We start from the raw sequence: 21,350 nt of genomic DNA on the forward strand, positions 1-21,350 counted from the left end.
TGCAGGGTCAACGGCGGTTGTCGGTTGCCGGTTCTGGGTGAATGAGGACGCGTGAGACCTCAGGGTGCTGGCGCTTCATGCGGCTTTCCACTTCGGTGATGATGGCATGTACCTCCGACATGGGCAGATCGTCAGGGAGAGTGCAATGGCAGTTGATCTGCAGGTGGTCGCCGGTGCGGGTGATCAGGACGTCATGGATATCGAGGATCTGCGGGAACTCCTGTGCGGCGCGGCGCAGGCCGCGTTCGAGCTGCGTGTCTCGCGCAATGGCGTCCGTATGCTCGATGGTCGCGGGTTCACTTTCAATGTGGGTTAGGATGCTGGCGATACGGGGTTCTTCGCGGCGCATCTCGGCCTCGAGCTTGGTAACCAGATCATGCGCGGCACGGAGGTGCATGATCTCCGGAACTTCGAGGTGGAGCTCGATGTAGAGCTTGTCTTTGATCTCGCGGACGCTGAGATCGTGAATGCTGAGATTGCGGCGCGCGGCTACCGCTTTGACGCGATCGAAGACCGATTCGGAGTCAGAGGCCGTCGGCACAGTATTGATGTCGATGTCGGCGCCAGGAACGATGCGCAGTACGGCGGCGCGTGCGCCTTTGGTGACCTGCTCGGCGCGCTGGAAGGTTAGGTTGCGGGGAAGCGCCAGGGTGAGATCGACGAAATGCTCTGAGCCCGCGCGACGCACGCGCACCTGGTCGACAGAGAGGACGTCGGGGACTTGCGCGAGAGCGCGAAGAAGCTCGCGGCGGGTCTCTGTGGGAGTTGCGTCCATCAGGTCGTCGAGCGTGCGGCGGGCGAGGCGGTAGCTGACCTGCAGAATGATGACGGAGACGAGGAGCGCCGCGATGGGATCAGCGCGATGCAGCCAGGGGATGTGGAGGTAGCTGCCGGCCCAGGTTACGGCGAGACCAGCCAGAACGGCGACGGAGGACCAGATATCGGTGCTGAAGTGCAGCGCATCAGCTTCGAGCGCCTGCGAGCCGGACTGTTTGGCGACACGAAAGAGATGCCGGGAGCGGCTGTAGTCGACGGCGATGGAGAGGATCAGCACGAGGACGGGCCAGATGCTGCTGTGAACCTCGACCGGATGCAACAGGCGGCGGACAGCTTCGAGGACGATCCAGAGGCAGGATGCGCCCATGAGGAAGGTCTCGACGAAGGATGAGAGATTCTCGATCTTGCCATGACCGAAGTTGTGATCTTCGTCAGCGGGTTTGTCGGAGACTTGGACGGAGAAGAGGGTGATGCCGGCGGCGGCGAGATCCAGGCCGGAGTGCGCGGCTTCGCTCAGCATGCCGAGTGAGTGAGTCGCGATGCCTGCGATGAGCTTTAGTGCCGTAATGCCCGCTGCCGCCAGGACGGAGCTGAGCGCGGCGCGGCGTTTTTCGGCCTGCTGGGCAGTGGGTGGGACTGGTTGGACCGCGGCAGGCATGAGGGACTTCTAGCTTATCCCAGTCTGGTTCCGCTACCCCAGTTTGGCTCCGCGATAGAGGCCGGCGATGCCGAAGGTGTAGGGGGTCCAGGTGGTGTGGGTGTATCCGGCGGTTTCCATCTTGCGCAGCATTTCGGGGGGCTTGGGGAAGCGGCCTACGGATGCGGGAAGGTAAGCATAGGCGGATGCGCTGCGGGAGATGGCGGCCCCGATGGCCGGTAGCACGCGGCGGAAGTAGAAAGCATAGAGCTTGCCAATCGGCCCGCCGGGCTGGTTGAAGTCGAGGATGCCGACCTGTCCGCCGGGCTTAAGCACGCGTGCGATCTCGCGCAGGCCGGCGTCATAGTTGGCGAGGTTGCGGAAGCCGAAGGCGGAGACGACGAGGTCAAAGGAGTTGTCAGGCATCGGCAGGTTGAGAGCATCGGCTTCGACGAAGCAGACGTTGTGCCCGCGATGCTTTTCGATACCACGCGAGATCATCTCGTGCGAGAAGTCGACGGCCATCATCTGCTCGGCGGGTGAGGGCCGAAGCGCCAGTAAGGCGGAGGTCATGTCGCCGGTGCCGCAACAGAGATCGAGGACGGCTGCCTCAGGCTTTGTGAGGGTATCGCGGAAGGTGGTGGCACAGCGGCGCCACCATCGGCGATCGATGCCGGCGGAGAGCACATGGTTGAGCAGGTCGTACTTCGGCGCGATGGAGTCGAACATCTGCTGCACGGCCGCGGCGGCCTGCTGCTCGGTCATGTTCTTCCCGGGTTGCGCTCCGGTTGCGCTCATGCTCCGCGCTCCTGCATGAGTTTGAGTGTCTGCTCGGTGGCGTGCAGCATCTCCGCCTCGGTGACATCGGTGACAATCTCTACCTTGCCGACGGAGACGGGAAGGATGAAGCGGCGTTGACCGGAGCGGTTCTTCTTGTCGGAGCCGGTGAGATCCACGATCTGCTGCACCGGTGCGCGAAACTTCGGGATCGGGCCGTAGGCAAGCACGGTATTGACGATGCGTATGGCGTCGGCCTCAGGGAGTATGCCGCGTTCCACGGAGATCAGGGTAGCGGCGATCATGCCCCAGGCGATGGCCTGGCCGTGCAGAAGCTGCTTGTACTTCGTGGCTGCTTCGATGGCGTGTCCAAGCGTGTGACCGAAGTTGAGGATCATGCGCAGGCCGTTCTCGCGCTCGTCGATGCCGACGACCTCTGCCTTCATCTTCACGGAAGCGGTGACGACCTTTTCAAGAGCTTTGGGATCGCCTTTGAGAATGGCCTTCGACTCCGACTCCATGTAGCGGAAGAGACGCGGCATGCGGATGACACCGGCTTTGACAGACTCCTGCAGACCGGCGCGCAGCTCGGCGGGGGGCAGAGTCTTGAGGATGTCGATATCGATGAAGACGCCAAGGGGTTGATGGAAGCTGCCGACGAGGTTTTTGCCGGCTCGCAGATTGACGCCGGTCTTGCCGCCGACCGAGGAGTCCACCTGTGCGAGCAGCGTGGTGGGCACCTGGATGAAGCGGATGCCGCGCATGTAGATGGCCGCCAGGAAACCGGTGATGTCTCCGATCACACCGCCGCCAAGGGCGATGAGGACGGAGTCGCGGTCGGCCTTGTTCTCGGCGAGATGCTCAAGAAGGCTCTCAACCGCTGCGAAGCGCTTGTGCGACTCGCCGGAGGGATGCAGCAGCACGACGGGCTTCGCGTCCTTGGGGAAGGAGGCGAGGAACTTTCGCTGCCACAGCTTCCAGATCTCAGGAGTCGTGACGACGAAGAGCCGTGTCGAGGGAGAACCGGTGAGTTTGGCGATGCGGCGGGAGAGCGTTGGCAGAAGGCCGCGGCCGATGACGACGTTGTAGTTCGCCGTAGGCGTATTTACTGCGATAACTGGCACAGCTTTATGGTATCGCGATCAGAAGCGTACCCTGTGAGGGTGAGTGCCGCGGAACGTTTTGATTTTGTTGTGGTGGGCGCTGGAATCGCCGGGCTTCGGGCAGCGATGACGCTGGCAAAGGCCGGCAGCGTACTGGTGGTGACCAAGGAAAAGATGGCCGAGTCGAACACGGCCTATGCGCAGGGCGGCATTGCCGTGGCCATGGGCGGTGCCGAGGACGTCGCCGAGCATCTGGATGACACGGTGATGGCAGGCGATGGCCTGGTAAACCGCGAGGCCGCTCAGGTGCTGGTAGAGCAGGGGCCAGCCCGCGTGGAAGAGCTGCTGGCTTGGGGGACGGAGTTCGATCGCGAACAGGGCGAGCTGATGCGGACTCGCGAAGGTGCGCACTCGCGATCGCGCATTCTGCATGCGCATGGTGACGCCACCGGTTGGGAGATCGCCCGTTCGCTGTTACGGATGGTGACAGCGAATTCAGGCATTGAAGTGCGTGAGTTCGTCACGACGATCGATCTGTTGCGGGCGGATACGGACGGTATCCGCGGTGTGGTGCTGGAAGATGCGCAGGGTGAGACGCGTGTGGTGGAGGCGTGTGCGGTGCTGCTTGCCTCCGGTGGTGCGGGACAGGTCTACAGCGATACGACGAATCCTGCGGTGGCGACGGGCGATGGCATTGCGATGGCATGGCGCGCGGGTGCCGCGCTCAGCGATATGGAGTTCTACCAGTTTCACCCCACGGCCTTTTCGCAGAGGGGAGCACCGCGCTTTCTGCTGTCAGAGGCTCTGCGCGGTGAGGGAGCCTATCTGCGCAATGCGGCAGGGGAGCGCTTCATGCCGCGGTATCACAAGCTGGCAGAACTTGCCCCGCGCGATGTGGTGGCGCGTGCGATCACACGTGAGGGTCTGACGGGCGAGGTCTATCTCGACATGCGTCATGTGCAGAAGGACCTGAAGGGGCGTTTCCCGGGTATATCGGCGTTCCTGGAGAGATACGGATTTGAGCTGGGGCGGGATCTGATTCCGGTACGGCCGGCGGCGCACTACCTGATGGGCGGTGTGCGTACGGATACGCACGGGCGAACGTCGCTGCCGGGCTTGTATGCGGCAGGTGAGTGTGCCTGCACTGGTGTGCACGGAGCGAACCGTTTGGCGAGTAATTCATTGCTCGAGGGGCTGGTCTTTGGAGCTCTGGCCGCGGAGGCGATGGTCGAGGAGTGTGGGGAGCCCCGGGCTTCAAAGGCTGTTGTTCCGTCCTCGGTTCAGGAGGGCAGCGACGTGGGAGATGTCGAGGCCTGGATTACGCATCTGCGTGCGTTGATGTGGGAGAAGGCCGGGCTGCTACGCGATGCAGCGCGACTGCGCGAAGCGAAGGCTGAGCTTCAGGCGATGGTGTTGCCTGCAGGAGAGACGCGGCGATGCGTCGAGGCGCGGAATCTGCATGCGATTGCGATGATGATTGTGATCGCGGCGCTGGCGCGGGAAGAGAGCCGTGGAGCGCATTTTCGGAATGATTTTCCGCAACGGGATGATGTGAAGTTTGGGAAGCATTCGGTGTTGCGTGGTAGTGTCGTTGGTTTTGAGTAGTTGAACCCACACCGGGTGCCCACCTCGGGGTCCCCAACGAACTTTGTTCGTTGGGGTGAACCCCCGCAACGCTTAGGTATGTAAGAAATTAACTGCGAGTGTCCTAGGGATTGCTTTTCGTTCGCGCAAGGCGCGAATGTTTTGTTTAAGGGCACGGCTTTCAGCCGTGCCGCAGAAGACTTGGGAAGGGTGTGGCTTTAGCCACTGAGGGCATCTTTTGGGGAATAGATTTGCCCTCAGCGGTTAAAACCGCTGTCTCTGTTGGCGTTTGTATGGGACGGCTGAAAGCCGTCCCCTTAAGCAAGACATTCGCACCTGCGGTGCGAATTGGCTGCACTGTGTGCAGCAGCGAAAAAGCAGGTCCTTCGCTTCGCTCAGGATGACAAAGTTTGAAGGCTGGGTGTTCCTCAGGCGGTAGCGTGCTTCTTCGGCAGCAGTAATGAGATCACGATGGTGATGCCAAGCAGGCCAAGGATGATAGCGAGCGAGACCAGAGCGGAGACCTCGATCCAATTTGCCGCGAGCATCTTGAAGGCGGCGAAGCCGAGCACTGCGGCGAGGCCGTAGTGCAGGAAGGCGAGCTTTTCGAGAAGGTGCGCCAGCAGGAAGTAGAGCGAGCGCAGACCCATCACCGCCATGACGTTGGAGCTGTAGGCGATGAACGGGTGCCGCGTGATGGAGAGCACGGCAGGGATAGAGTCGAGCGCGAAAACGAAGTCCGTGAAGGCGATGGCGATGAGCGCCAGCGAGAGCATGGTCAGGTGCACCTTGCCCTGTTCACGCAGGAAGAACCTTGACTGGTTGCTGGAGACGGGAATGATGCGTTCGACCCACTTTGTCCACGCGGGTTTGCCGGGTTTCTTTTCACCGTGCGGCATCAGCAGGCGTACGGCGGCGAAGAGGAGGAAGGCTCCGAAGATGTAGGTGACCCACGCAAAGTGTTCCAGTAGCTCGATGCCGAGGCCGATAAAGCCCGCACGCATAATGACTGCTCCGAGGATTCCCCAGAAGAGTACCCGGCGCTGGTGCGGACCCTCGATGTGGAACTCGCGGAAGAGCAGAAGAAAGACGAAGAGATTGTCGACTGAGAGTGACTCTTCGATGGCATAGCCTGAGATGAATTCGATGTCGTAGGGGCTGCCCAGGGTGTACCAGACATACCCGGCAAACGCGAGAGCCGCGCCGACCCACATGCAGGTCGCCCAGACGGCGCGCGCAGGCGTCTGTTTGCGGCGGAGCATGAGGAACTCCCCTACAAAGAGCAGCAGCAGGAAGACGTGGAAGCCGATCCAGTCGTAGAGAGGGATCTCGCTCATCGGTTCTAGTGACCGCTCTGGTTGATGAGCCGGATCATCTCCACGAACAGGTCACCGGAGATCTGCAGGCTCGCGGCCGAGATCTTGTCCAGCGTGTCATCGGCGGTGTGATGGTATCCGTCGGGATGCATGAAGCTGGAGGGACCGTAGTTGATGTCGATGATGTCGAGGACGGGCACTCCGCGCTGTTTGAAGGGGAGGTGATCGTCTTCGACGGCGGACTCGAGTTTGAAGATGGAGTTCGAGTGACCAGTATTCTTGGCCGCCTGCTTAAGCAGATCCGTGAGCCAGGGAGTGCTGTTGGTCTCGCGGTTGATGTTCAGGTCCTTGTCGGCGCACATGTCGGCGAGAAGAAAGGCCTTGATCTTTGGCAAAGTGCCATTGGCCGCCCACTTCGCGGCGATATGCTTGGTGCCGTAGAGGGCGTCACGCTGCGTATCCCAGTGGTCGCCGACCGCCTCTTCCGCGTCATCGAAGAGCAGCCATACGGAGTAGCCCTCGGGCGGATGGGTACGGAGGACGTTGGCCATCTCCATCAACAGGGCTGTGGTGGCTCCGCCGTCATTGGCGCCAACGAAGTTGATGTTGCGCAGCGGATAGTTGGTCTCGTAATGCGATGCCAGGACGATGATGCCGTCCTTCTTGCCGGGGAACTTCACGATGAAGTTCTTACCGGGAAGGTAGCCTGCCGGGGTGCTGGCGGTGAAGGCATCCTCTTCGAACTGACCTTTCGCGATCTCAGGCGCGAAGAACTTTTTGATGAAGGCTTCGGCTTTGGCGTGACCGGGCGAGCCCAGCCAACGTGGTCCGCTGGTGGTGACGTATTGCCGGGTTAGGTCCATGGCGCGCACGCCACTGAACTTTTGTCCCTGCGCGAAAGCACTGAGCACTGCCAGGGAGAGGAGTGCGCGGGCTACAAGACGAAGCTTCATGCCTTCTTTGCCTTGGCCTCACGGCGCTTCGGGTGGACCATGTAGGCAACCAGAATCGAGAGGAAGTAGAGCGCCAGCATGGGTGAGGCGAAGAGGCACATGCCAAAAGGATCCGGCGTCGGGCAGATGATGGCCGCGATGACAAAGATGATCATGACGGCGTAGCGCACGTTCTTCCAGAGGAACTTGGCATCGACGATGCCGAAGAGCGCGAGGAAGAAGATGAGCACCGGCAGCTCAAAACAGGCTCCGAGACCGAGGATCACGGCAAGAAAGAAGTTGGTGTAGTCCTCAATGGTGATGATGGGATTGAATTGCTTGCCGAAGCCAAGAATGAGGACGCGGAGGCCTTCGGGTAGCACCCAGCGGTAACCGAACCAAGCGCCGGCGAAGAAGAGGCCAATGGTCGCCACCATGAAGGGCGTGACGTACTTCTTTTCGTTCTGGTAGAGACCGGGAGCGATGAAGAGCCAGACCTGGTAGAGGATGAAAGGCGCGGCGAGGATCGCTCCGCCATAAAGCGCCGTCTTGAGTGAAAGGTTCAGGCCGTCGGTCGGGTGGGTGAAGTTGAGCTTCAGGTGCAGGTCGGTGAGCGGCTTCTGCACGATGTCGTAGAGGCGCTCGTGGAAGGCGTAGGCGACGGCCATTCCGATCACCAGGAAGATGACGGCGCGGATCAGGCGCTTGCGGAGCTCGTCGAGATGCTCCATCAGGCTCATGCCTGGCAGTTCGGCGCGGTCCGTTACTGCCGCCCGGGCGCGATCGATGACGTCAGCCATGGGTCTCCTGCGTGGTGTGCGTGTGGGCTGGATCCAGATGCTGATCGAGCTCGGAAGGAATTTGCGGGATGGGCTCGGACAGAATGGGCTCGGCCCCAATGGTCTCGGATCTAACGGCCTCGACCGGAACGGAATCTACCAAAGCGCTGACGGCGTCAGCTTCAGTCTGCGTAGCCGGGTCGGCTGACGTGGAGGCTTCCGTTTCGCTGGAGCCGGCCGGAGTCGGCAGGCCGGTGGAGGGAGGCATGATGCTTACCTCACCCTCGGTCGCAATAGGCTTGACGGCCTCGGGGCCTGCTTCCTTGGCTTGCTCGGCGAGTTTTTTGCGTTCCTCGGCTTGCTCGGAGAGGCGTAACTCCTCTTCCATCTGATACTTGAACTCATTGGAGGCGCGGCGGAACTCGGCCATCAGCTTTCCGAGCTGACGGGCGAGTTCCGGCAGCTTCTTGGGCCCGAAGAGGAGCAGGGCCAGGAAGAAAAGAAAGACGCTATCGGCAAAGCTGGGCATCGCTACCAGCATCATAGCGGAGCCGACCCAATGCTGTAGACTGAGGTTGTTACGGGGCGTTCACCGCCCTGTAAAGAAGCTTGCATCGGAGGGCTGCCCTGGGGCGTCTTATGGGTGCAGGACGTGGTTGCAACATCCCCGTGGGCTGGGCCGAAGGGCAGCGAGTCCACTGCAGCCATCGCAGTAATGCTTTCAACATCCCCGTTGCGCCAAGAGCGTGACTGAAGGCAGGAAGAGAAGTGAGTGTTCTGGAAGAAGTACTGGAATCGCCGCAGGCTGACGTCTGCTCGCTGGACAACTATCTGTCCCAACCCGACCACACCATGGATGCCCGTATCGCAACCGCACGCAAGATTCTGGGCAAAACCACCATCATCCTGGGGCATCACTACCAGCGCGATGAGGTGATCCGCTTTGCCGACTACACCGGCGACAGTTACAAGCTTTCGAAGGTGGCGGCGCAGACCGACGCGAAGTATCTGATCTTCTGCGGCGTGCACTTCATGGCTGAGAGCGCCGATGTCCTGGGCAAGGGCGGGCAGCAGGTAATACTGCCGGATCTGAACGCCGGATGTTCCATGGCGGATATGGCAGAGATCGGCCAGGTAGAGGACTGTTGGGAGCAGTTAGAACGGGCCGGGGTTGCGGCGGATGTGATGCCGCTGACCTATATGAACTCCTCGGCGGCAATCAAAGCCTTCTGCGGCGAGCGCGGCGGACTGGTCTGTACCTCGTCGAACGCACCGGGAGCCTTTACCTGGGCCTTCGACCGCAAAGAAAAGATTTTGTTCCTCCCCGACCAGCATCTTGGCCGTAATACGGCGTATGCGATGGGCATCGGGCTGGACGAGATGGTGGTATGGGATCCGTGGGTGATCGGCGGCGGTGTCTCGCCGGCGAAGCTGAAGGCCGCGAAGGTGATCCTGTGGAAGGGCCATTGTTCAGTGCATCAGCGCTTCCTGCCGCAGCATGTGGACCAGGTGCGGGCGAACTATCCGGGGATCCAGGTAATTGTGCATCCGGAGTGCCGGTGGGAGGTCTGCCAGAAGGCAGACGCTACGGGATCGACCGAGAAGCTGATTGAGGTGATTGAGCGTGCACCCGAGGGCGCGATGTTTGCCGTGGGGACCGAGATCCACCTGGTCAATCGCATGGCGAAGCTCTTCGAAGGCCGCAAGAAGATTATCACGCTGGATGATTCGGGCTGTCTGTGCACGACGATGTATCGCATCAGCCCGCAGCACCTGGCATGGGCGCTGGAGAACCTGGTTGAGGGCAACGTTGTCAACCGCATCAAGGTGGATGACGACGTGAAGCACTGGGCCCGAGTGGCGCTGGATCGGATGCTGGAAATCACGGTCTAGCCATGGGCATGCTGGGTGCCATATTCAGCTCCTGGTTCCCGTCGCAGGCTGAGGAGAATGCGGCTTTCGGGCGGGTGGTTACGGACCAGATGCCGTATCTCTTTGCAGGGGCGGGAGCGAAACTCCTGCCTCTCTACGGTCCGAATCGGCGCGCGACCGGAGGGGTTCTGGTAACTGCAGAGCTCGATGACCTGCGCTTTCAATTCACAAGTTTCAGAGGTGAACTCTGCTGCTATGTCGTGGTCCTGGCAGAGCCAATTGAGCTGCATCGGCTTATTCAGGGCCTCCATTGGAGTAGCTGGTCTGAGCTGGATGAGTACCTTCGATATCGTCTTCCAGATCTGAGGGCCGCAGTCGCAGAGTTAGGGGCATAATGGTCGTATGCGGACCTTTACCCTTTCCGAGGCGCAGACCATGTTGCCGGTGCTGGAAAGCCTGCTAAAGCGGGCACAAACGGCAGCGCGCCTGGCGGCGCAGGTTGATGGGGAGTTGCAGGACCTCTCGCAGAGGATCTTCCTGTATGGCGGCATGCATGTCGATATCGCTGCTGTGGCCCGTCGGCGCGGGCAGCGCGAGAAGGCCGTGCAGGAAGCCAAGGACACCCTGGCGGAGATCGACGCTATTGGGGTTCAGGTGAAGGATCTGGACACCGGTCTGTTGGATTTTCCCTTCCAGCTTGAGGACCGCGTGGTGCTTCTCTGCTGGAAACAGGGCGAGTCTGCAATCACCCACTGGCACACCATGGAAGATGGCTTTGCTGGACGGAAGCCGCTGGACGAGCGGTTTACGCGCGGCGAAAAGCTGCAGTAATCTTCCTTTATTCCCATAGAGATATCTATTTCCCTGCGCGCTCCGGTGTTCGTTATCGGATGGCCAGCTGTTTTCCAGGGATAGTGTTTGACAGACGATAAAAATTATCGTTTACTAAGTCTTGATGGAATTCTCTGCAACAACCTTCCGCGAACTGTGCCAGCAACACGGCATTGCGGTGACGCATCAGCGCCAGGTTCTGTTTGAGATCATGCAGGGCATGCACGGGCACCCCTCTCCGGAAGAGGTTTACGCTCGTGTGAAGAAGAAGATTCCTGCCATCAGTCTGGCGACCGTCTACAAGAACATTCATCTGTTTGTGGAGAGCGGTATCTTTCGCGAGGTCAGCATGCACCATGGCACGCTGCGCGTGGAGATGAACAGCCGGCCGCATCATCACATGGTGTGCTCCATGTGCAAGTCGATTTCGGATATCGATGAAGCCGATCTTGGCCTATTGCCTTCTCATCAGAAACTGCCAGGCGGGTTCCTCGTCGAGCGGTACGCGGTGGATGTCATCGGCATCTGCCCGGAGTGCCAGGCAAAGAAGATCAACTAGCAACCGTATTTCGCCGCAGTCGACTACGAGAGTTTTGCAGTTCCGAGTTTCGCGGACCGGTGTGCCGGTCTGCACGCGATAACTACACCCCAAGGAGAGACACATGCTTCAGATTGGCGAGAAGTTTCCGAATTTTTCCGTGGTAGCCACGGTCAGCCGCGATAAGGACAAGGCCTTTGAGACGATCACCGAGGAGTCCTTCCCCGGCAAGTGGAAGCTTTACTTCTTCTGGCCGAAGGATTTCACGTTCGTTTGTCCGACCGAGATTGCAGGCTTCGGCAAGCTGAACCAGGAGTTTGCGGATCGTGACTGCCAGGTCCTGGGCGGATCGACCGACTCCGAGTTCGTGCACCTGGCGTGGCGCAACAACCACGAGGACCTGCGCGACCTGCCCTTCCCCATGCTTGCCGATATCAAGCGTGACCTGTCGGGCCAGCTCGGCATTCTGGATCCGGATGGCGGCGTCTGCCAGCGTGCGACCTTCCTGGTGGATCCGAACAACGTGATCCAGTTTGTGTACGTCACCGCCGGTTCGGTGGGCCGCAATCCGCAGGAAGTGCTGCGTGTTCTGGACGCTCTGCAGACCGACGAGCTCTGCCCCTGCAACTGGCAGAAGGGCGAAGAGACCCTGGCCGTCTAAACAGAGTTGAACCGAAGAGGTGGCCGCTGTTGGAGTGGCCGCCTTTTCTTGCGCCCGAATGGCGCAGTGAGAGGAGATTTCATGGCACTCGATGATTTGATCGGCAGCCTGCCCGCCTATGCGAAGGACCTGAAGCTGAACTTCAGCTCGCTGGTCCGGCAGAACACTGAGCTCAGCCCGCAGCAGCTTTGGGGAACCGTGGTGAGCACCGCGATCGCAACCCGTAATCCTGAGCTGACGGCGGCCACGATTGAAGAAGCAGCCAAGGTGTTGACCCCGGTCGCCCTGGACGCCGCCAAGGCAGCCGCGGCGATCATGGGCATGAACAACATCTACTACCGTTTTCATCACCTGACGGACAACGAGAAGTACGCGACACTGCCCGCGCGCCTGCGCATGAACGTGCTACGCACCCACAACGTCGACCACGTGGACTTTGAGCTGTGGTGCCTGGCTGTTTCCGCGGTGAACGCCTGCGGCAAGTGCGTGAGCTCGCACGAGAACGTGGTTCGCCAGAAGGGAATGACGGAAGAGGTGGTGAATGCCGCCATCCGCGTGACCTCAGTGATTCACGCCATCGGCGTAGTGCTGGATGGGGAGAAGGCGTCGCCTACGCCCGCGGCGTAGGCGAAGTTGAATGGTTGAAAAGTTGAATGGTTGAATAGTGAATCCGTGGTGAGGTGGATGATTAGCCTCATCACGGATTTCTTCTTTCACGTGATCGCGGAATTGTCTGGGTTAGGAACCATTCAACTATTCAACAATTCAACCATTCAACAAATCGTGCCACCTTAGTCCTAAGGTTTCTTCTCCGGCTTCCCACCCGGATTCCACGTGGGCTTCCAGTTGGTGTCGATGAGCCACTCTACAGGCGCTTCCATGGAGGCGATGGCGGTGGTCATGTGTTTGAAGTCGATGGTGGTGATCTCGTCGGTGACCTGGTGGTAGTCGGTGTGGAGGCCGTAGCTGGAGACAGTGTGGGCGATGATGCCTTCGAGGGCCAGGCCGTAGTTGTCGCTGCGCATGAAGAAGTTTTCCTTCGGATGCGGATCCTGCACGAGGTGGGCGCCGTGCTTGGCGAGCTCCGGCCCGAGGGTGCTGCGCTCAAAGCCGGTGAGCCAGAGGGTGCCTTCGGGGACGGCTGAGTCAGAACGGCCGATCATCTCGAATTCCAGGTTGGCAACGATGCTGGTGAGCGGAATGGGAGGATGGGCGAGGAAGGCCTGGGATCCCAGGCCGCCGAACTCCTCCGCACCAAAGAGGGCGAAGACAACGGTGCGCTTGGGCGGCTTGGCGTGGGCGAGATAGCGGGCGAGGTTGAGAACGGCAGTCGTGCCAGAGGCGTCGTCATCTGCTCCGTTGTAAATCGCGTCTCCATTCACGGGCTGTTTGGCAACGCCCAGGTGGTCGAGATGGGCGGTGAGCAGAATGACTTCAGACTTCAGCTTCGGATCGGTGCCGGGAAGGATGGCGACGGCGTTCCAGGTCTCGAAGCGGTCGGCGGGAGCATAGCGTTGTTCGATGCGTTGTTTGGCGCGCTCCGGGAGCTCGACCGGGGCTTTTTGAAGGTAGCTGCCATTGTTGCCGGGTTGCAGGCCGATCTCCTGGAAGACGGCTGCGGCGTACTGGGCTGCAATGTGTTCATCACGTGTGGCGGAACCGCGGCCCTGCAGTGCATCGGATGCGAGAAAATTCATGTCGGCGCGAACCTGCTGTTCCAGAACGGATTGCGGGCTTTGTGCGTCCAACAGGCAGGTCGTCAGGGTCAGCAGCGCGGCGGCGCCAAAGGTCATGCAAGAGCGTTTGAACATGGCCGGATTATAGGCAAAGGCACGGACCAGACCCAATTCCTGCGACAATGGTGAGCGTGTTGAGGCTGCGTCGTGCATTGCGCTTCTTTGTGGTTCTGCCAATCGTTCTACTGGCGGGTTGCGGTGACTTCTTTCCGCCGATCAATGGTGGCGGGAGCAGTTCGGGATCGGACATCGTGTACGTTGCGAATGCCAGTTCGACCTCGGTGACGGCCTATGCCATGTCGACAGGAGCGCTGGTAGCCGTAAGCGGATCGCCGTACACGCTGAGCTTTACGCCCACGGCGATTGCGGTGACTCCTGCGAATACCTTTGTGTATGTCGCGGGTAGCGGCGTGGTGTATGTGTATTCCATCGGTACCGGTGGTGTGCTGACGGCGGCGAACAACGGCGCGGCGGTGGCCAATGGCAATGTGGTGTCGATGGACATCTCGCCGGACGGGAAGTGGCTGTTTACGTTGGATGCCGACGGGACCACGATTGAGGAGTACTCCATCAACACATCGACCGGCATACTGACGGCTGCCAGCGGAGCGTTGTATACCTTCGGCGCGGGAACGACGCCAGTACCTAAAGCGATCAAGGTCGCTCCTAATGGCAACTACGTCATCGTGGCTCTGGGAACCGCGGGAGAGATCGTCTACGGCTTCAATACGTCGACAGGTGCGATGAGCGAGAGTCAGCGGCTGTCGGCTCCGGGGTCGACCAGCGATAACGCCATTGCGATGGACAAGAATACGGCGTATCTGTTCATCGCCCGCAGCGGGAACTCGGCGGGGCTGGGGGTCTATACCATCGGCACTGGCGGGGCGCTGACAATTGTGAGCGGATCGCCCTTTGCGACGAGTGGCCAGTCGACTTCGGTAGTGGTAGATAACACAGCAACGTACGTCTATGTGGGGAACCAGGGTGACGGTACGATCTCTGGTTTCACTATCGGTACCGGAGGCGCGCTGACAGCGCTCAGTGGATCGCCGTACTCGGCCGGCAAGACCATGACCGCGCTGGCAGCGGACTCCACGGGCAAGTACATTCTGGCGGCGGCCAATGGAGGCTCGCCAGATCTGGGGATGTACGCCTTCGACTCTTCGACAGCGGGACGGATTTATACGGTCAGCTCGACGACGACAGCGTACGGTCCGGTAGCCGTGGCAGTGACGCACTAACGTGGACGCACTAACGTGGACGCACTAACGTGACGCCCCAATCCCAATGGAAGCCTTACAGGTGACGCACTAGGTGCATGCCGCGAACCGTGATTCACGCAAGATCATCTGCAGATAGTATCCTCGGAGCTGTCCCGGCGTGATCTTCCCGTCATTCCAACGTAGATTGTTCGCGCTCGCCGCAGCCTTTGCGCTGCTGTCGGGCTGCAGCCGCCTGCGCCCTAAACCCAAGGACGAGTATGTCTATGTCACCGCCAAGGGAACGTATCTGCGCGACCGTTTGGCCGCCGTGTCAAATCGTACGGGAAATGTCGACAACGGGCAGAAGCTGAAGATACTCGAGCGCCAGCGGCACTACTTCCGCGTGGTGACCGATAAGGGCGAGACGGGCTGGATCAACGAGCGGGCGGTTGTGACGCAGGATATCGTCGATCAGTTTGAGGCATTGAAGAAGGAATATGCACGGCAGCCTGCGGTGGCCAGCGGTGTGGTGCGGGACGATGTGTACCTGCACCTGAAGCCGGGCCGCGATACAGACCGTTTCTACCGGCTGAATGAGGGAGAGAAGCTGGGGCTCATTGCCAGGGCTACGCTGCCCAAACCTGTGCCAGGTGGAGTTCCGCAGCAGCAGGCGAAGGAAGGTGAGCCGCCCGCGCCTCCTCCGATGGAGGACTGGTGGATGGTGCGCTCGGGAGACCGGTCGGGCTGGTTGCTCTCGCGCATGATGGACGTCGACGTGCCTGATTCGGTGGCGCGGTATGCCGAAGGGCAGCGCATTGTGGGCAACTATGTGCTGACGAAGGTCGAAGACGATGAGGTTGAAGGCACGGACAAGATGGTGCCCATCTTCGTCACACTCATGAATAGCTGGAAGGCCGGGCTGCCGTACGACTTCGACCAGGTGCGCGTCTTCACCTGGAACCGGGCCAAGCACCGGTATGAGACGGCGTTCCGCGATCGCAATATCCAGGGTTTCCTGCCGGTGGAGGTCAAGACCGATCCGGGGCAGCCGAATGCACCGCGGTCGAGCGCCAGCACGCTGCCGGCGCCGTCGTTTATTTATCGGGTCTTGGCTGCGGACAACGGGCCAGTGATCCCCGATCCTGTGACCGGAATCTCGAAGCCCTCAAAGCTGGTACAGAAGACCTACCGGCTTGAGGGAAATATCACGCGGCGGGTGCTGCGGCCGGGCGAGACTCCGCAGGCGGAGGCGAAGGCCAGCGAAGATGTGGCGACCAAGGCGGCCGCGAAGAAGCCTGCCAAAAAACGCAAGTAGTTGCGAGGCAAAGGTTTGTCTGGGGCCTCCGCGGCCCGACTTTACAGACGTTGCTCGGTTCAGGCATTCTCTCTCCACTGAGGCGTACTTAGAGCAATTCTCCTGATCTGTAGTTTTGGATAAATCTGCGAATGCCGTTTTCTTCGAAGGAAAACGGCGCAAACAGCCAAAACTCCGCTCTACACCTTTAGGAGATTTGCTCCACAGTACGGTCTCAGACGCAGAACTCATTCAGTACCTTGAGAGGAAGAAGCGACACATGAAGACCTGGACCCGTCCTGATTTCAAAGAAGTAAGCCTCGGCTGCGAGATCAACAGCTACTCCCCCGCCGAAATCTAACCCTTGTTTACATTGCAATTGCTGGGAACCGCCGCTGGCGGCGGTTTTCCGCAGTGGAACTGTGCCTGTGCTCTGTGCGATTTGAGCCGCAGAGATCCCGTGCGTTGCACGCCCCGGCTGCAGCTACAGGCCGTGGTGCGTTCGCATGGGCGGAATGTCCTGTTGAACGCAGGTCCAGACCTGCGCGTGCAGATTGAAGCAACACCCACGCTGCAGCCCAAGCCGGAGAATGGCCGGCGGAATACGCCGATTGGGGGCATCGTGCTGACCTCGGCGGATCTGGACCAGGTGCTGGGCCTCTTGCTGATGCGTGAGTTTCAGCCGCTGCGGGTCTATGCGACGCCACTGGTCCGGCGGGTGCTGGAAGCCAATAGTTTTTTCCGGATGCTGGAACGTGTGCCGCAACAGTTGACCTGGATCACGATGCTTCCCGATGAGCCGTTTGAGCTGCTGCCGGGAGTCACGTGTACGGCGATTCCGATGTCCGACGATCTGCCGTATTACGCGAAGAGTTTCGCTGCAGGTGCGGAGCCGGGGCAGGCAGTGGTTGGGCTAGTGCTGGCGAGTGAGGGGAAGAAGGTCGTGTATACGCCGGCGGTGGGACATATCTCGGAGGCCCTGTATAGCAAATACGCGGCGGCGGATGCGATCGCCACCGACGGTACTTTCTGGAGCGATGATGAGCTGCAACAGGCGCAGCCCGGGACGCCGCTGGCGCGTGAGATTGGTCATATCCCGATGAGCGGTGAGGATGGCATGATGGCACGGCTTGCGGAGCTCCGAGGACCGCGCAAGGTCTTCGTACACCTGAACAATACGAATCCCATTCTCGACCGTCAGAGTGATGAGCGTAAGGCCGTGCTCGCCGGGGGCTGGGAGATCGCGGAGGATGGATGGGAGCTGTAACGATGTTGACTGCGGACGAGCTGCGTGCGCGGCTGCAGGCGGTAGGAGAGGCGAAGTACCACCACCGGCATCCGTTTCATGAGCGGATGCACCGGGGCGAGCTTACACGCGGGCAACTGCAGGCGTGGGCGCTGAACCGGTACTACTACCAGAGCCGCATTCCCATCAAGGACGCGCTGGTGTTGGCTAAGAGCGACGATCCGGCCTTCCGCCGCGCTTGGCGGAAGCGCATTGTCGATCACGATGGTGACGAGAGCGGATACGGCGGTGTAGAGAAGTGGATTCAGTTGGCGGAGGCTGCCGGCGTTCCGCGTGAAGACACGATTGCCTACAAGGGCGTGCTGCCGGCGGTGATCTTCTCGGTGGATGCTTATCTCTCACTGGTGCGTGACAGTTCACTGCTGGTCGCTGTAGCGTCAAGTCTGACGGAGCTGTTCTCGCGGCAGTTGATCAGCCTGCGGATGGACCGGATGAAGCTTCACTATCCCTACCTGGAGCCGGGGCTGGCTTACTTTGTGGGCCGGTTGACGCAGGCCCCGGAAGACGCGGCGTTTGCTCTGGACTACGTGACGAAGCACGCCCGCAACCGCGAAGAGCAGGAGCAGGTGATCCGCGCGTTGGAGCGCAAGTGCGAGATCCTGTGGGCGCAGCTCGATGCGATCGAGCACGCATATGTTGTTCCCGGGCTACCGCCTCCGGGATGTTTTCTGCCGAAGGGGGAAGCATGAGCTCTGACTCCATGAGCCCCGACTCCATGAGCCCCGACTCCATGACACCCGATTCGATTCCGCAGATGACACCGGGATACCGGCTGCATCCGACGCAGGACGTGGTACTGATCCCCGAGGGCGTGCTGGAGCTGAGCGGTCCGTCGCGCGACATTTTGCTGGAGGTGGATGGCAGACGTACCGTGCGTGAGATCGTCCATAATCTGGCGGCGAAATATGAAGGAGCCGATGAGAACGAGATGCTCGACGATGTAGTAGCGCTGCTCGGCCGCCTGGCCGAACGCGGCGTGCTGCAGGGGTGATGATGTAATGCCTGCAACGACACGGCCACAATCGCTTATCTGTGAGGTGACTCACCGGTGCCCGCTGCACTGTCTCTACTGCTCGAACCCGATTGAGATGCAGCAGGCAGCGGCGGAGCTTCCGGCCGAGGTGTGGCGGCGTGTCTTTCAGGAGGCAGCGGCACTGGGTATCCTGCATCTGCATCTGACGGGCGGGGAGCCGCTCGCGCGCAAGGATTTGGCTGAGCTGATCCAGGCAGGCCACGATGCGGGGCTCTACGTGAATATGGTGACCTCGGGTGTGGGGTTGACCGAGGAACGGCTCGCAGGGCTGGTGCAGGCCGGGCTGGAACATCTGCAACTGAGCTTTCAGGACGCAGATGAGGCACGGGCCAACTACATCGCCGGAACGCGGGCTCACGCCTGGAAGCTGGGGCTGGTTCCGCTGATCAAGCAGCAGCGGCTTGCCTTCACGGTGAACCTGGTGGTGCACCGGCAGAACCTTGATCGGTTGGAAGAGATGATTGCTCTGGCAGAGTCGCTGGAGCCAAACCGCATCGAGATCGCACACGTGCAGTACTACGGCTGGGCGCTGAAGAACCGCAGTCTGCTGATGCCGACAGAGGAGCAGGTGCAGTACGCGCTGCCTGTGGTGGAAGCAGCGAAGACGCGTCTGCGGGGAAAGATCCATCTGGACGCTGTGCTGCCCGACTACTACGCCAATTTCCCCAAGGCATGTGTCGGCGGATGGGGACGGCAGATGATCCTCATCGATCCCGCAGGGCGGGCGCTTCCATGCCACTCGGCGGGTATTCTGCCGGGGTTCGCATTCGACAACGTGCGGGAGAAAAGCCTGTCGTGGATCTGGGGGCAGTCGCCTGCGTTTGAGCGGTTTCGTGGTGACGCGTGGATGTCGGAGACCTGCCGAAGCTGCGAGCGGAAAGAACGCGACTTCGGCGGATGCCGGTGCCAGGCGTTTCTGTTGACGGGCGATATGGAAGCGATCGATCCGGTGTGTACGTATAGCCCGCAGCATGGGTTGATGGAAGAGCTGCGGAAGCCGGCGGGGGATGATCTACTGCCGATTTACCGGAATAGTTGAATAGTTGAATAGTTGAATAGTTGAATGGTGAGCAGTTCCGGGCGCCAATACACTGGGTGCCCCACATACGCGTAGCTTATGTGGGCATTCGCGCTATGCGCGAACCGCTTTCTGGTTGTCATCCTGAGCGAAGCGAAGGACCTGCTTTACCCTCCACAATCGCCTAACCAGCCCCGCAAACCACCATTCAACGGCTCAACCGCGCTTAAAAATAAAACTCGGCGATCCGTTGGACGACCAACTCCTGTTCGTCCATCCGCAGTCCGGGGAAGATGGGTAGAGCCAGAACCTCATGCGCCGCCTGTTCGGAGTGTGGGAACGTACCTGCCATATAGCCAAGATGGGAGAGTGACGGCTGCAGGTGAATCGGCAGCGGGTAGTAGATCTCGGTGCCGATCTGATGGGCGGTGAGGTGTGTCCGCAGGTCGTTGCGGCGTGGGGCGCGAATGACGTACTGGTGCCAGGCGGAGTGGGCGTTGGTCAGCATCTCCGGCAGCGTGATGGCGCCGATCAGACCGGCCTGCTGGAAGAGGTGCAGGTAGTTCTCCGCGATTTGAGCGCGTTCTTCATTGCCGGCGGTGACGTACTTCAGCCGGACGTTCAGCACCGCTGCCTGGAAGCTGTCGAGGCGGGCGTTCCATCCGATCTCATCGTGGAAGTAGCGCTGGCGCATGCCGTGAGTGCGCAGGGCGCGTGCGTGGTCGGCGACGGTGTCGTCGTTCGTGGTGACCATGCCGGCATCGCCCATGGCGGCGAGGTTTTTGGTGGGGTAGAAGCTGAAGGCCGCGGAGGCGCCGAGCGACCCGGCCGGGATCTGCTTCCAGCGTGCTCCCCAGGCCTGGGCGGCGTCTTCGATGAGCAGCAGTTTGTGGCGGTCTGCGATCTGCTGGAAGTGGTCCCAGTCGACGGGCTGGCCGTAGAGGTGGACCGGGAGAATGGCTTTGGTGCGCGGGGTAATTACGGCTTCGGCAGCGGCGGGAGACAGGTTGAAGGTGACCGGGTCGATATCGGCGAAGACCGGGATAGCGCCCGCGCGCAGGATGGCCGAGGTAGAGGCGAAGAAGCTGAACGGGGTGGTGATGACCTCGTCACCCGGACCTACGCCGGCGGCTGCCAGGGCGAGCCAGAGGGCGTCTGTGCCGGAAGCGCAGCCGATGGCGTGCTTGACCTGCAGAGCGGCAGCGGCTGCTGCTTCAAATTGTTCGACTTCGGGCCCAAGGATGAACTTCTGGGAGTCGGCGACCAGTTCCAGGGCGGCGAGAATCTCTTCGCGGCGGAGCTGGTATTCACGAGAAAAATCGAGCAAAGGAACGGCGTTCGGCACGAGGTTGATCTTAAGCTCCCTGAAGAATGAAAGAAAGTGAGGCGCAGATGAAAGAAAGTCAGGGGGAGTGCGAAGAAACAGCAAATTTTGAGCAGCCTAAGGGCATCCCTGTGCGTCTATTAGGGCAGCAAGTGTTGAAAATTCGGCACAATGCTCGTATTGTGAACTCGCTCAGGACTTTTGAGTCTGGACGCCGCTGCAGTTTCCCTCACATAACCCGGGGGAAGCGGTGCAGCTTCACTGTTTCCAGCAACGCATTTTGAACCAGAAAATCTAAAAGGAGATCGGCCTTTATGGATTCGAAGCCGGCGCAGAACATTCAGGACACTTTTCTCAACACTGTCCGCAAAGACAAGAGCCCCATCACGATCTACCTCGTAAGTGGCGTGAAGCTGACGGGCCGTATCCGCTCCTTCGACAAGTATTCCGTGTTGCTCGAGAACAACAGCCAGGAGCAGTTGATCTTCAAGCACGCTATCTCCACCGTGGTCAGTGGGCGGTCCGCTACGGGTCACGGCGAACGGCCGCATGGATCCGCCATGTCGCATGGCGCTCCTTCGTCGGCCGCTGTCGCCGCGCATGAGCCCGCAGGTGCCTAGCATTGGCAGG

At 60.5% G+C, this 21,350-nt stretch carries 24 protein-coding genes; 15 read left to right on the forward strand and 9 right to left on the reverse strand.

The window, feature by feature from the left end; genetic code table 11:
- Positions 1–7: 7 nt before the first annotated feature.
- From FTW19_RS06345 to aroB, 3 genes are read right to left on the reverse strand one after another with little or no spacing between them, the layout of a single operon-like run.
- Positions 8–1,435: a cation-efflux pump gene (locus FTW19_RS06345; protein WP_147646840.1), complete on the reverse strand. Its 1,428-nt coding sequence runs from the start codon at positions 1,433–1,435 to the stop codon at positions 8–10.
- A 33-nt stretch (positions 1,436–1,468) separates the two neighbouring features.
- Positions 1,469–2,212, reverse strand: a complete 744-nt coding sequence (gene ubiE / locus FTW19_RS06350; protein ID WP_147646841.1) for a bifunctional demethylmenaquinone methyltransferase/2-methoxy-6-polyprenyl-1,4-benzoquinol methylase UbiE — start codon at positions 2,210–2,212, stop codon at positions 1,469–1,471.
- Positions 2,209–3,315: a 3-dehydroquinate synthase gene (gene aroB, locus FTW19_RS06355; protein WP_147646842.1), complete on the reverse strand. Its 1,107-nt coding sequence runs from the start codon at positions 3,313–3,315 to the stop codon at positions 2,209–2,211. The genes ubiE and aroB overlap by 4 nt, the downstream gene beginning before the upstream one ends.
- Positions 3,316–3,348: 33 nt before the next feature.
- Here aroB and nadB point away from each other — a divergent pair, with 33 nt between their 5' ends.
- Entirely contained in the window at positions 3,349–4,899 is a 1,551-nt protein-coding gene (gene nadB / locus FTW19_RS06360) for an L-aspartate oxidase (RefSeq protein WP_348641842.1), read from the forward strand.
- 407 nt (positions 4,900–5,306) lie between these two features.
- Here nadB and FTW19_RS06365 read toward each other — a convergent pair whose 3' ends face one another.
- The 4 genes from FTW19_RS06365 to FTW19_RS06380 are packed head-to-tail and all read right to left on the reverse strand — an operon-like array spanning position 5,307 to position 8,434.
- On the reverse strand, positions 5,307–6,215 hold the full coding sequence (locus tag FTW19_RS06365) for a TerC/Alx family metal homeostasis membrane protein (RefSeq protein ID WP_147646844.1): 909 nt from the start codon (positions 6,213–6,215) through the stop codon (positions 5,307–5,309).
- Positions 6,216–6,220: 5 nt separating this feature from the next.
- Complete coding sequence (locus FTW19_RS06370; protein ID WP_147646845.1) at positions 6,221–7,147, reverse strand: M28 family peptidase; 927 nt, start codon at positions 7,145–7,147, stop codon at positions 6,221–6,223.
- Positions 7,144–7,926, reverse strand: a complete 783-nt coding sequence (gene tatC, locus FTW19_RS06375; protein WP_147646846.1) for a twin-arginine translocase subunit TatC — start codon at positions 7,924–7,926, stop codon at positions 7,144–7,146. Before tatC ends, FTW19_RS06370 begins: the two co-directional genes overlap by 4 nt.
- Positions 7,919–8,434, reverse strand: coding sequence for a twin-arginine translocase TatA/TatE family subunit (locus FTW19_RS06380; RefSeq protein WP_147646847.1), 516 nt, complete (start codon positions 8,432–8,434; stop codon positions 7,919–7,921). The genes tatC and FTW19_RS06380 overlap by 8 nt, the downstream gene beginning before the upstream one ends.
- A 239-nt stretch (positions 8,435–8,673) precedes the next feature.
- Here FTW19_RS06380 and nadA point away from each other — a divergent pair, with 239 nt between their 5' ends.
- The 6 genes from nadA (at position 8,674) to FTW19_RS06410 (ending at position 12,434) form a co-directional block, all read left to right on the forward strand.
- A complete protein-coding gene (nadA, locus tag FTW19_RS06385) occupies positions 8,674–9,798 on the forward strand; it encodes a quinolinate synthase NadA (protein ID WP_246153605.1) in 1,125 nt (374 codons plus the stop codon).
- 2 nt (positions 9,799–9,800) lie between these two features.
- Positions 9,801–10,172: a hypothetical protein gene (locus FTW19_RS06390; protein ID WP_147646848.1), complete on the forward strand. Its 372-nt coding sequence runs from the start codon at positions 9,801–9,803 to the stop codon at positions 10,170–10,172.
- A 7-nt stretch (positions 10,173–10,179) separates the two neighbouring features.
- Positions 10,180–10,608 (forward strand): DUF2203 domain-containing protein, encoded by a 429-nt coding sequence (locus tag FTW19_RS06395; RefSeq protein WP_147646849.1) that lies wholly within the window; start codon positions 10,180–10,182, stop codon positions 10,606–10,608.
- A 124-nt stretch (positions 10,609–10,732) separates the two neighbouring features.
- Positions 10,733–11,167, forward strand: a complete 435-nt coding sequence (locus FTW19_RS06400) for a Fur family transcriptional regulator (RefSeq protein WP_147646850.1) — start codon at positions 10,733–10,735, stop codon at positions 11,165–11,167.
- 103 nt (positions 11,168–11,270) lie between these two features.
- Positions 11,271–11,807: a peroxiredoxin gene (locus FTW19_RS06405; protein WP_147646851.1), complete on the forward strand. Its 537-nt coding sequence runs from the start codon at positions 11,271–11,273 to the stop codon at positions 11,805–11,807.
- A gap of 81 nt (positions 11,808–11,888) precedes the next feature.
- Entirely contained in the window at positions 11,889–12,434 is a 546-nt protein-coding gene (locus tag FTW19_RS06410; RefSeq protein WP_147646852.1) for a carboxymuconolactone decarboxylase family protein, read from the forward strand.
- Between the two features lie 170 nt (positions 12,435–12,604).
- On the opposite strand, the gene FTW19_RS06415 is transcribed toward FTW19_RS06410, so the two are convergent.
- Positions 12,605–13,696: a M20/M25/M40 family metallo-hydrolase gene (locus tag FTW19_RS06415; RefSeq protein ID WP_246153606.1), complete on the reverse strand. Its 1,092-nt coding sequence runs from the start codon at positions 13,694–13,696 to the stop codon at positions 12,605–12,607.
- On the opposite strand from FTW19_RS06415, the gene FTW19_RS06420 reads away from it, so the two are divergent.
- The 7 genes from FTW19_RS06420 (at position 13,678) to pqqE (ending at position 19,417) form a co-directional block, all read left to right on the forward strand.
- Positions 13,678–14,784, forward strand: a complete 1,107-nt coding sequence (locus FTW19_RS06420) for a lactonase family protein (protein ID WP_187143329.1) — start codon at positions 13,678–13,680, stop codon at positions 14,782–14,784. The genes FTW19_RS06415 and FTW19_RS06420 overlap by 19 nt on opposite strands.
- Positions 14,785–14,923: 139 nt before the next feature.
- On the forward strand, positions 14,924–16,060 hold the full coding sequence (locus FTW19_RS06425; RefSeq protein ID WP_147646854.1) for an SH3 domain-containing protein: 1,137 nt from the start codon (positions 14,924–14,926) through the stop codon (positions 16,058–16,060).
- 259 nt (positions 16,061–16,319) lie between these two features.
- Positions 16,320–16,400 carry a pyrroloquinoline quinone precursor peptide PqqA gene (gene pqqA / locus FTW19_RS26405; RefSeq protein WP_147650507.1) on the forward strand — a complete coding sequence of 27 codons (81 nt, stop codon included), beginning with the start codon at positions 16,320–16,322 and terminating at the stop codon, positions 16,398–16,400.
- Between the two features lie 18 nt (positions 16,401–16,418).
- A complete protein-coding gene (gene pqqB, locus FTW19_RS06435; RefSeq protein ID WP_432445172.1) occupies positions 16,419–17,306 on the forward strand; it encodes a pyrroloquinoline quinone biosynthesis protein PqqB in 888 nt (295 codons plus the stop codon).
- Positions 17,294–18,034: a pyrroloquinoline-quinone synthase PqqC gene (gene pqqC / locus FTW19_RS06440; RefSeq protein WP_147646856.1), complete on the forward strand. Its 741-nt coding sequence runs from the start codon at positions 17,294–17,296 to the stop codon at positions 18,032–18,034. Before pqqB ends, pqqC begins: the two co-directional genes overlap by 13 nt.
- Complete coding sequence (locus FTW19_RS06445; RefSeq protein WP_187143331.1) at positions 18,031–18,336, forward strand: PqqD family peptide modification chaperone; 306 nt, start codon at positions 18,031–18,033, stop codon at positions 18,334–18,336. Before pqqC ends, FTW19_RS06445 begins: the two co-directional genes overlap by 4 nt.
- 7 nt (positions 18,337–18,343) lie before the next feature.
- Positions 18,344–19,417, forward strand: coding sequence for a pyrroloquinoline quinone biosynthesis protein PqqE (gene pqqE / locus FTW19_RS06450; RefSeq protein WP_147646858.1), 1,074 nt, complete (start codon positions 18,344–18,346; stop codon positions 19,415–19,417).
- A 205-nt stretch (positions 19,418–19,622) separates the two neighbouring features.
- Here the strand turns inward: pqqE and FTW19_RS06455 are convergent, their stop codons facing one another.
- Positions 19,623–20,741, reverse strand: a complete 1,119-nt coding sequence (locus tag FTW19_RS06455; RefSeq protein ID WP_246153608.1) for a DegT/DnrJ/EryC1/StrS family aminotransferase — start codon at positions 20,739–20,741, stop codon at positions 19,623–19,625.
- A gap of 293 nt (positions 20,742–21,034) precedes the next feature.
- Between FTW19_RS06455 and hfq the strand changes: the two genes are divergently transcribed.
- The gene (hfq, locus tag FTW19_RS06460) at positions 21,035–21,340 is read left to right on the forward strand and encodes an RNA chaperone Hfq (protein ID WP_246153609.1); all 306 of its coding nucleotides are present in this window, start codon (positions 21,035–21,037) and stop codon (positions 21,338–21,340) included.
- Positions 21,341–21,350 lie beyond the last annotated feature (10 nt).

The sequence above is a fragment of the Terriglobus albidus genome, from assembly GCF_008000815.1.
Taxonomy (GTDB): domain Bacteria; phylum Acidobacteriota; class Terriglobia; order Terriglobales; family Acidobacteriaceae; genus Terriglobus; species Terriglobus albidus_A.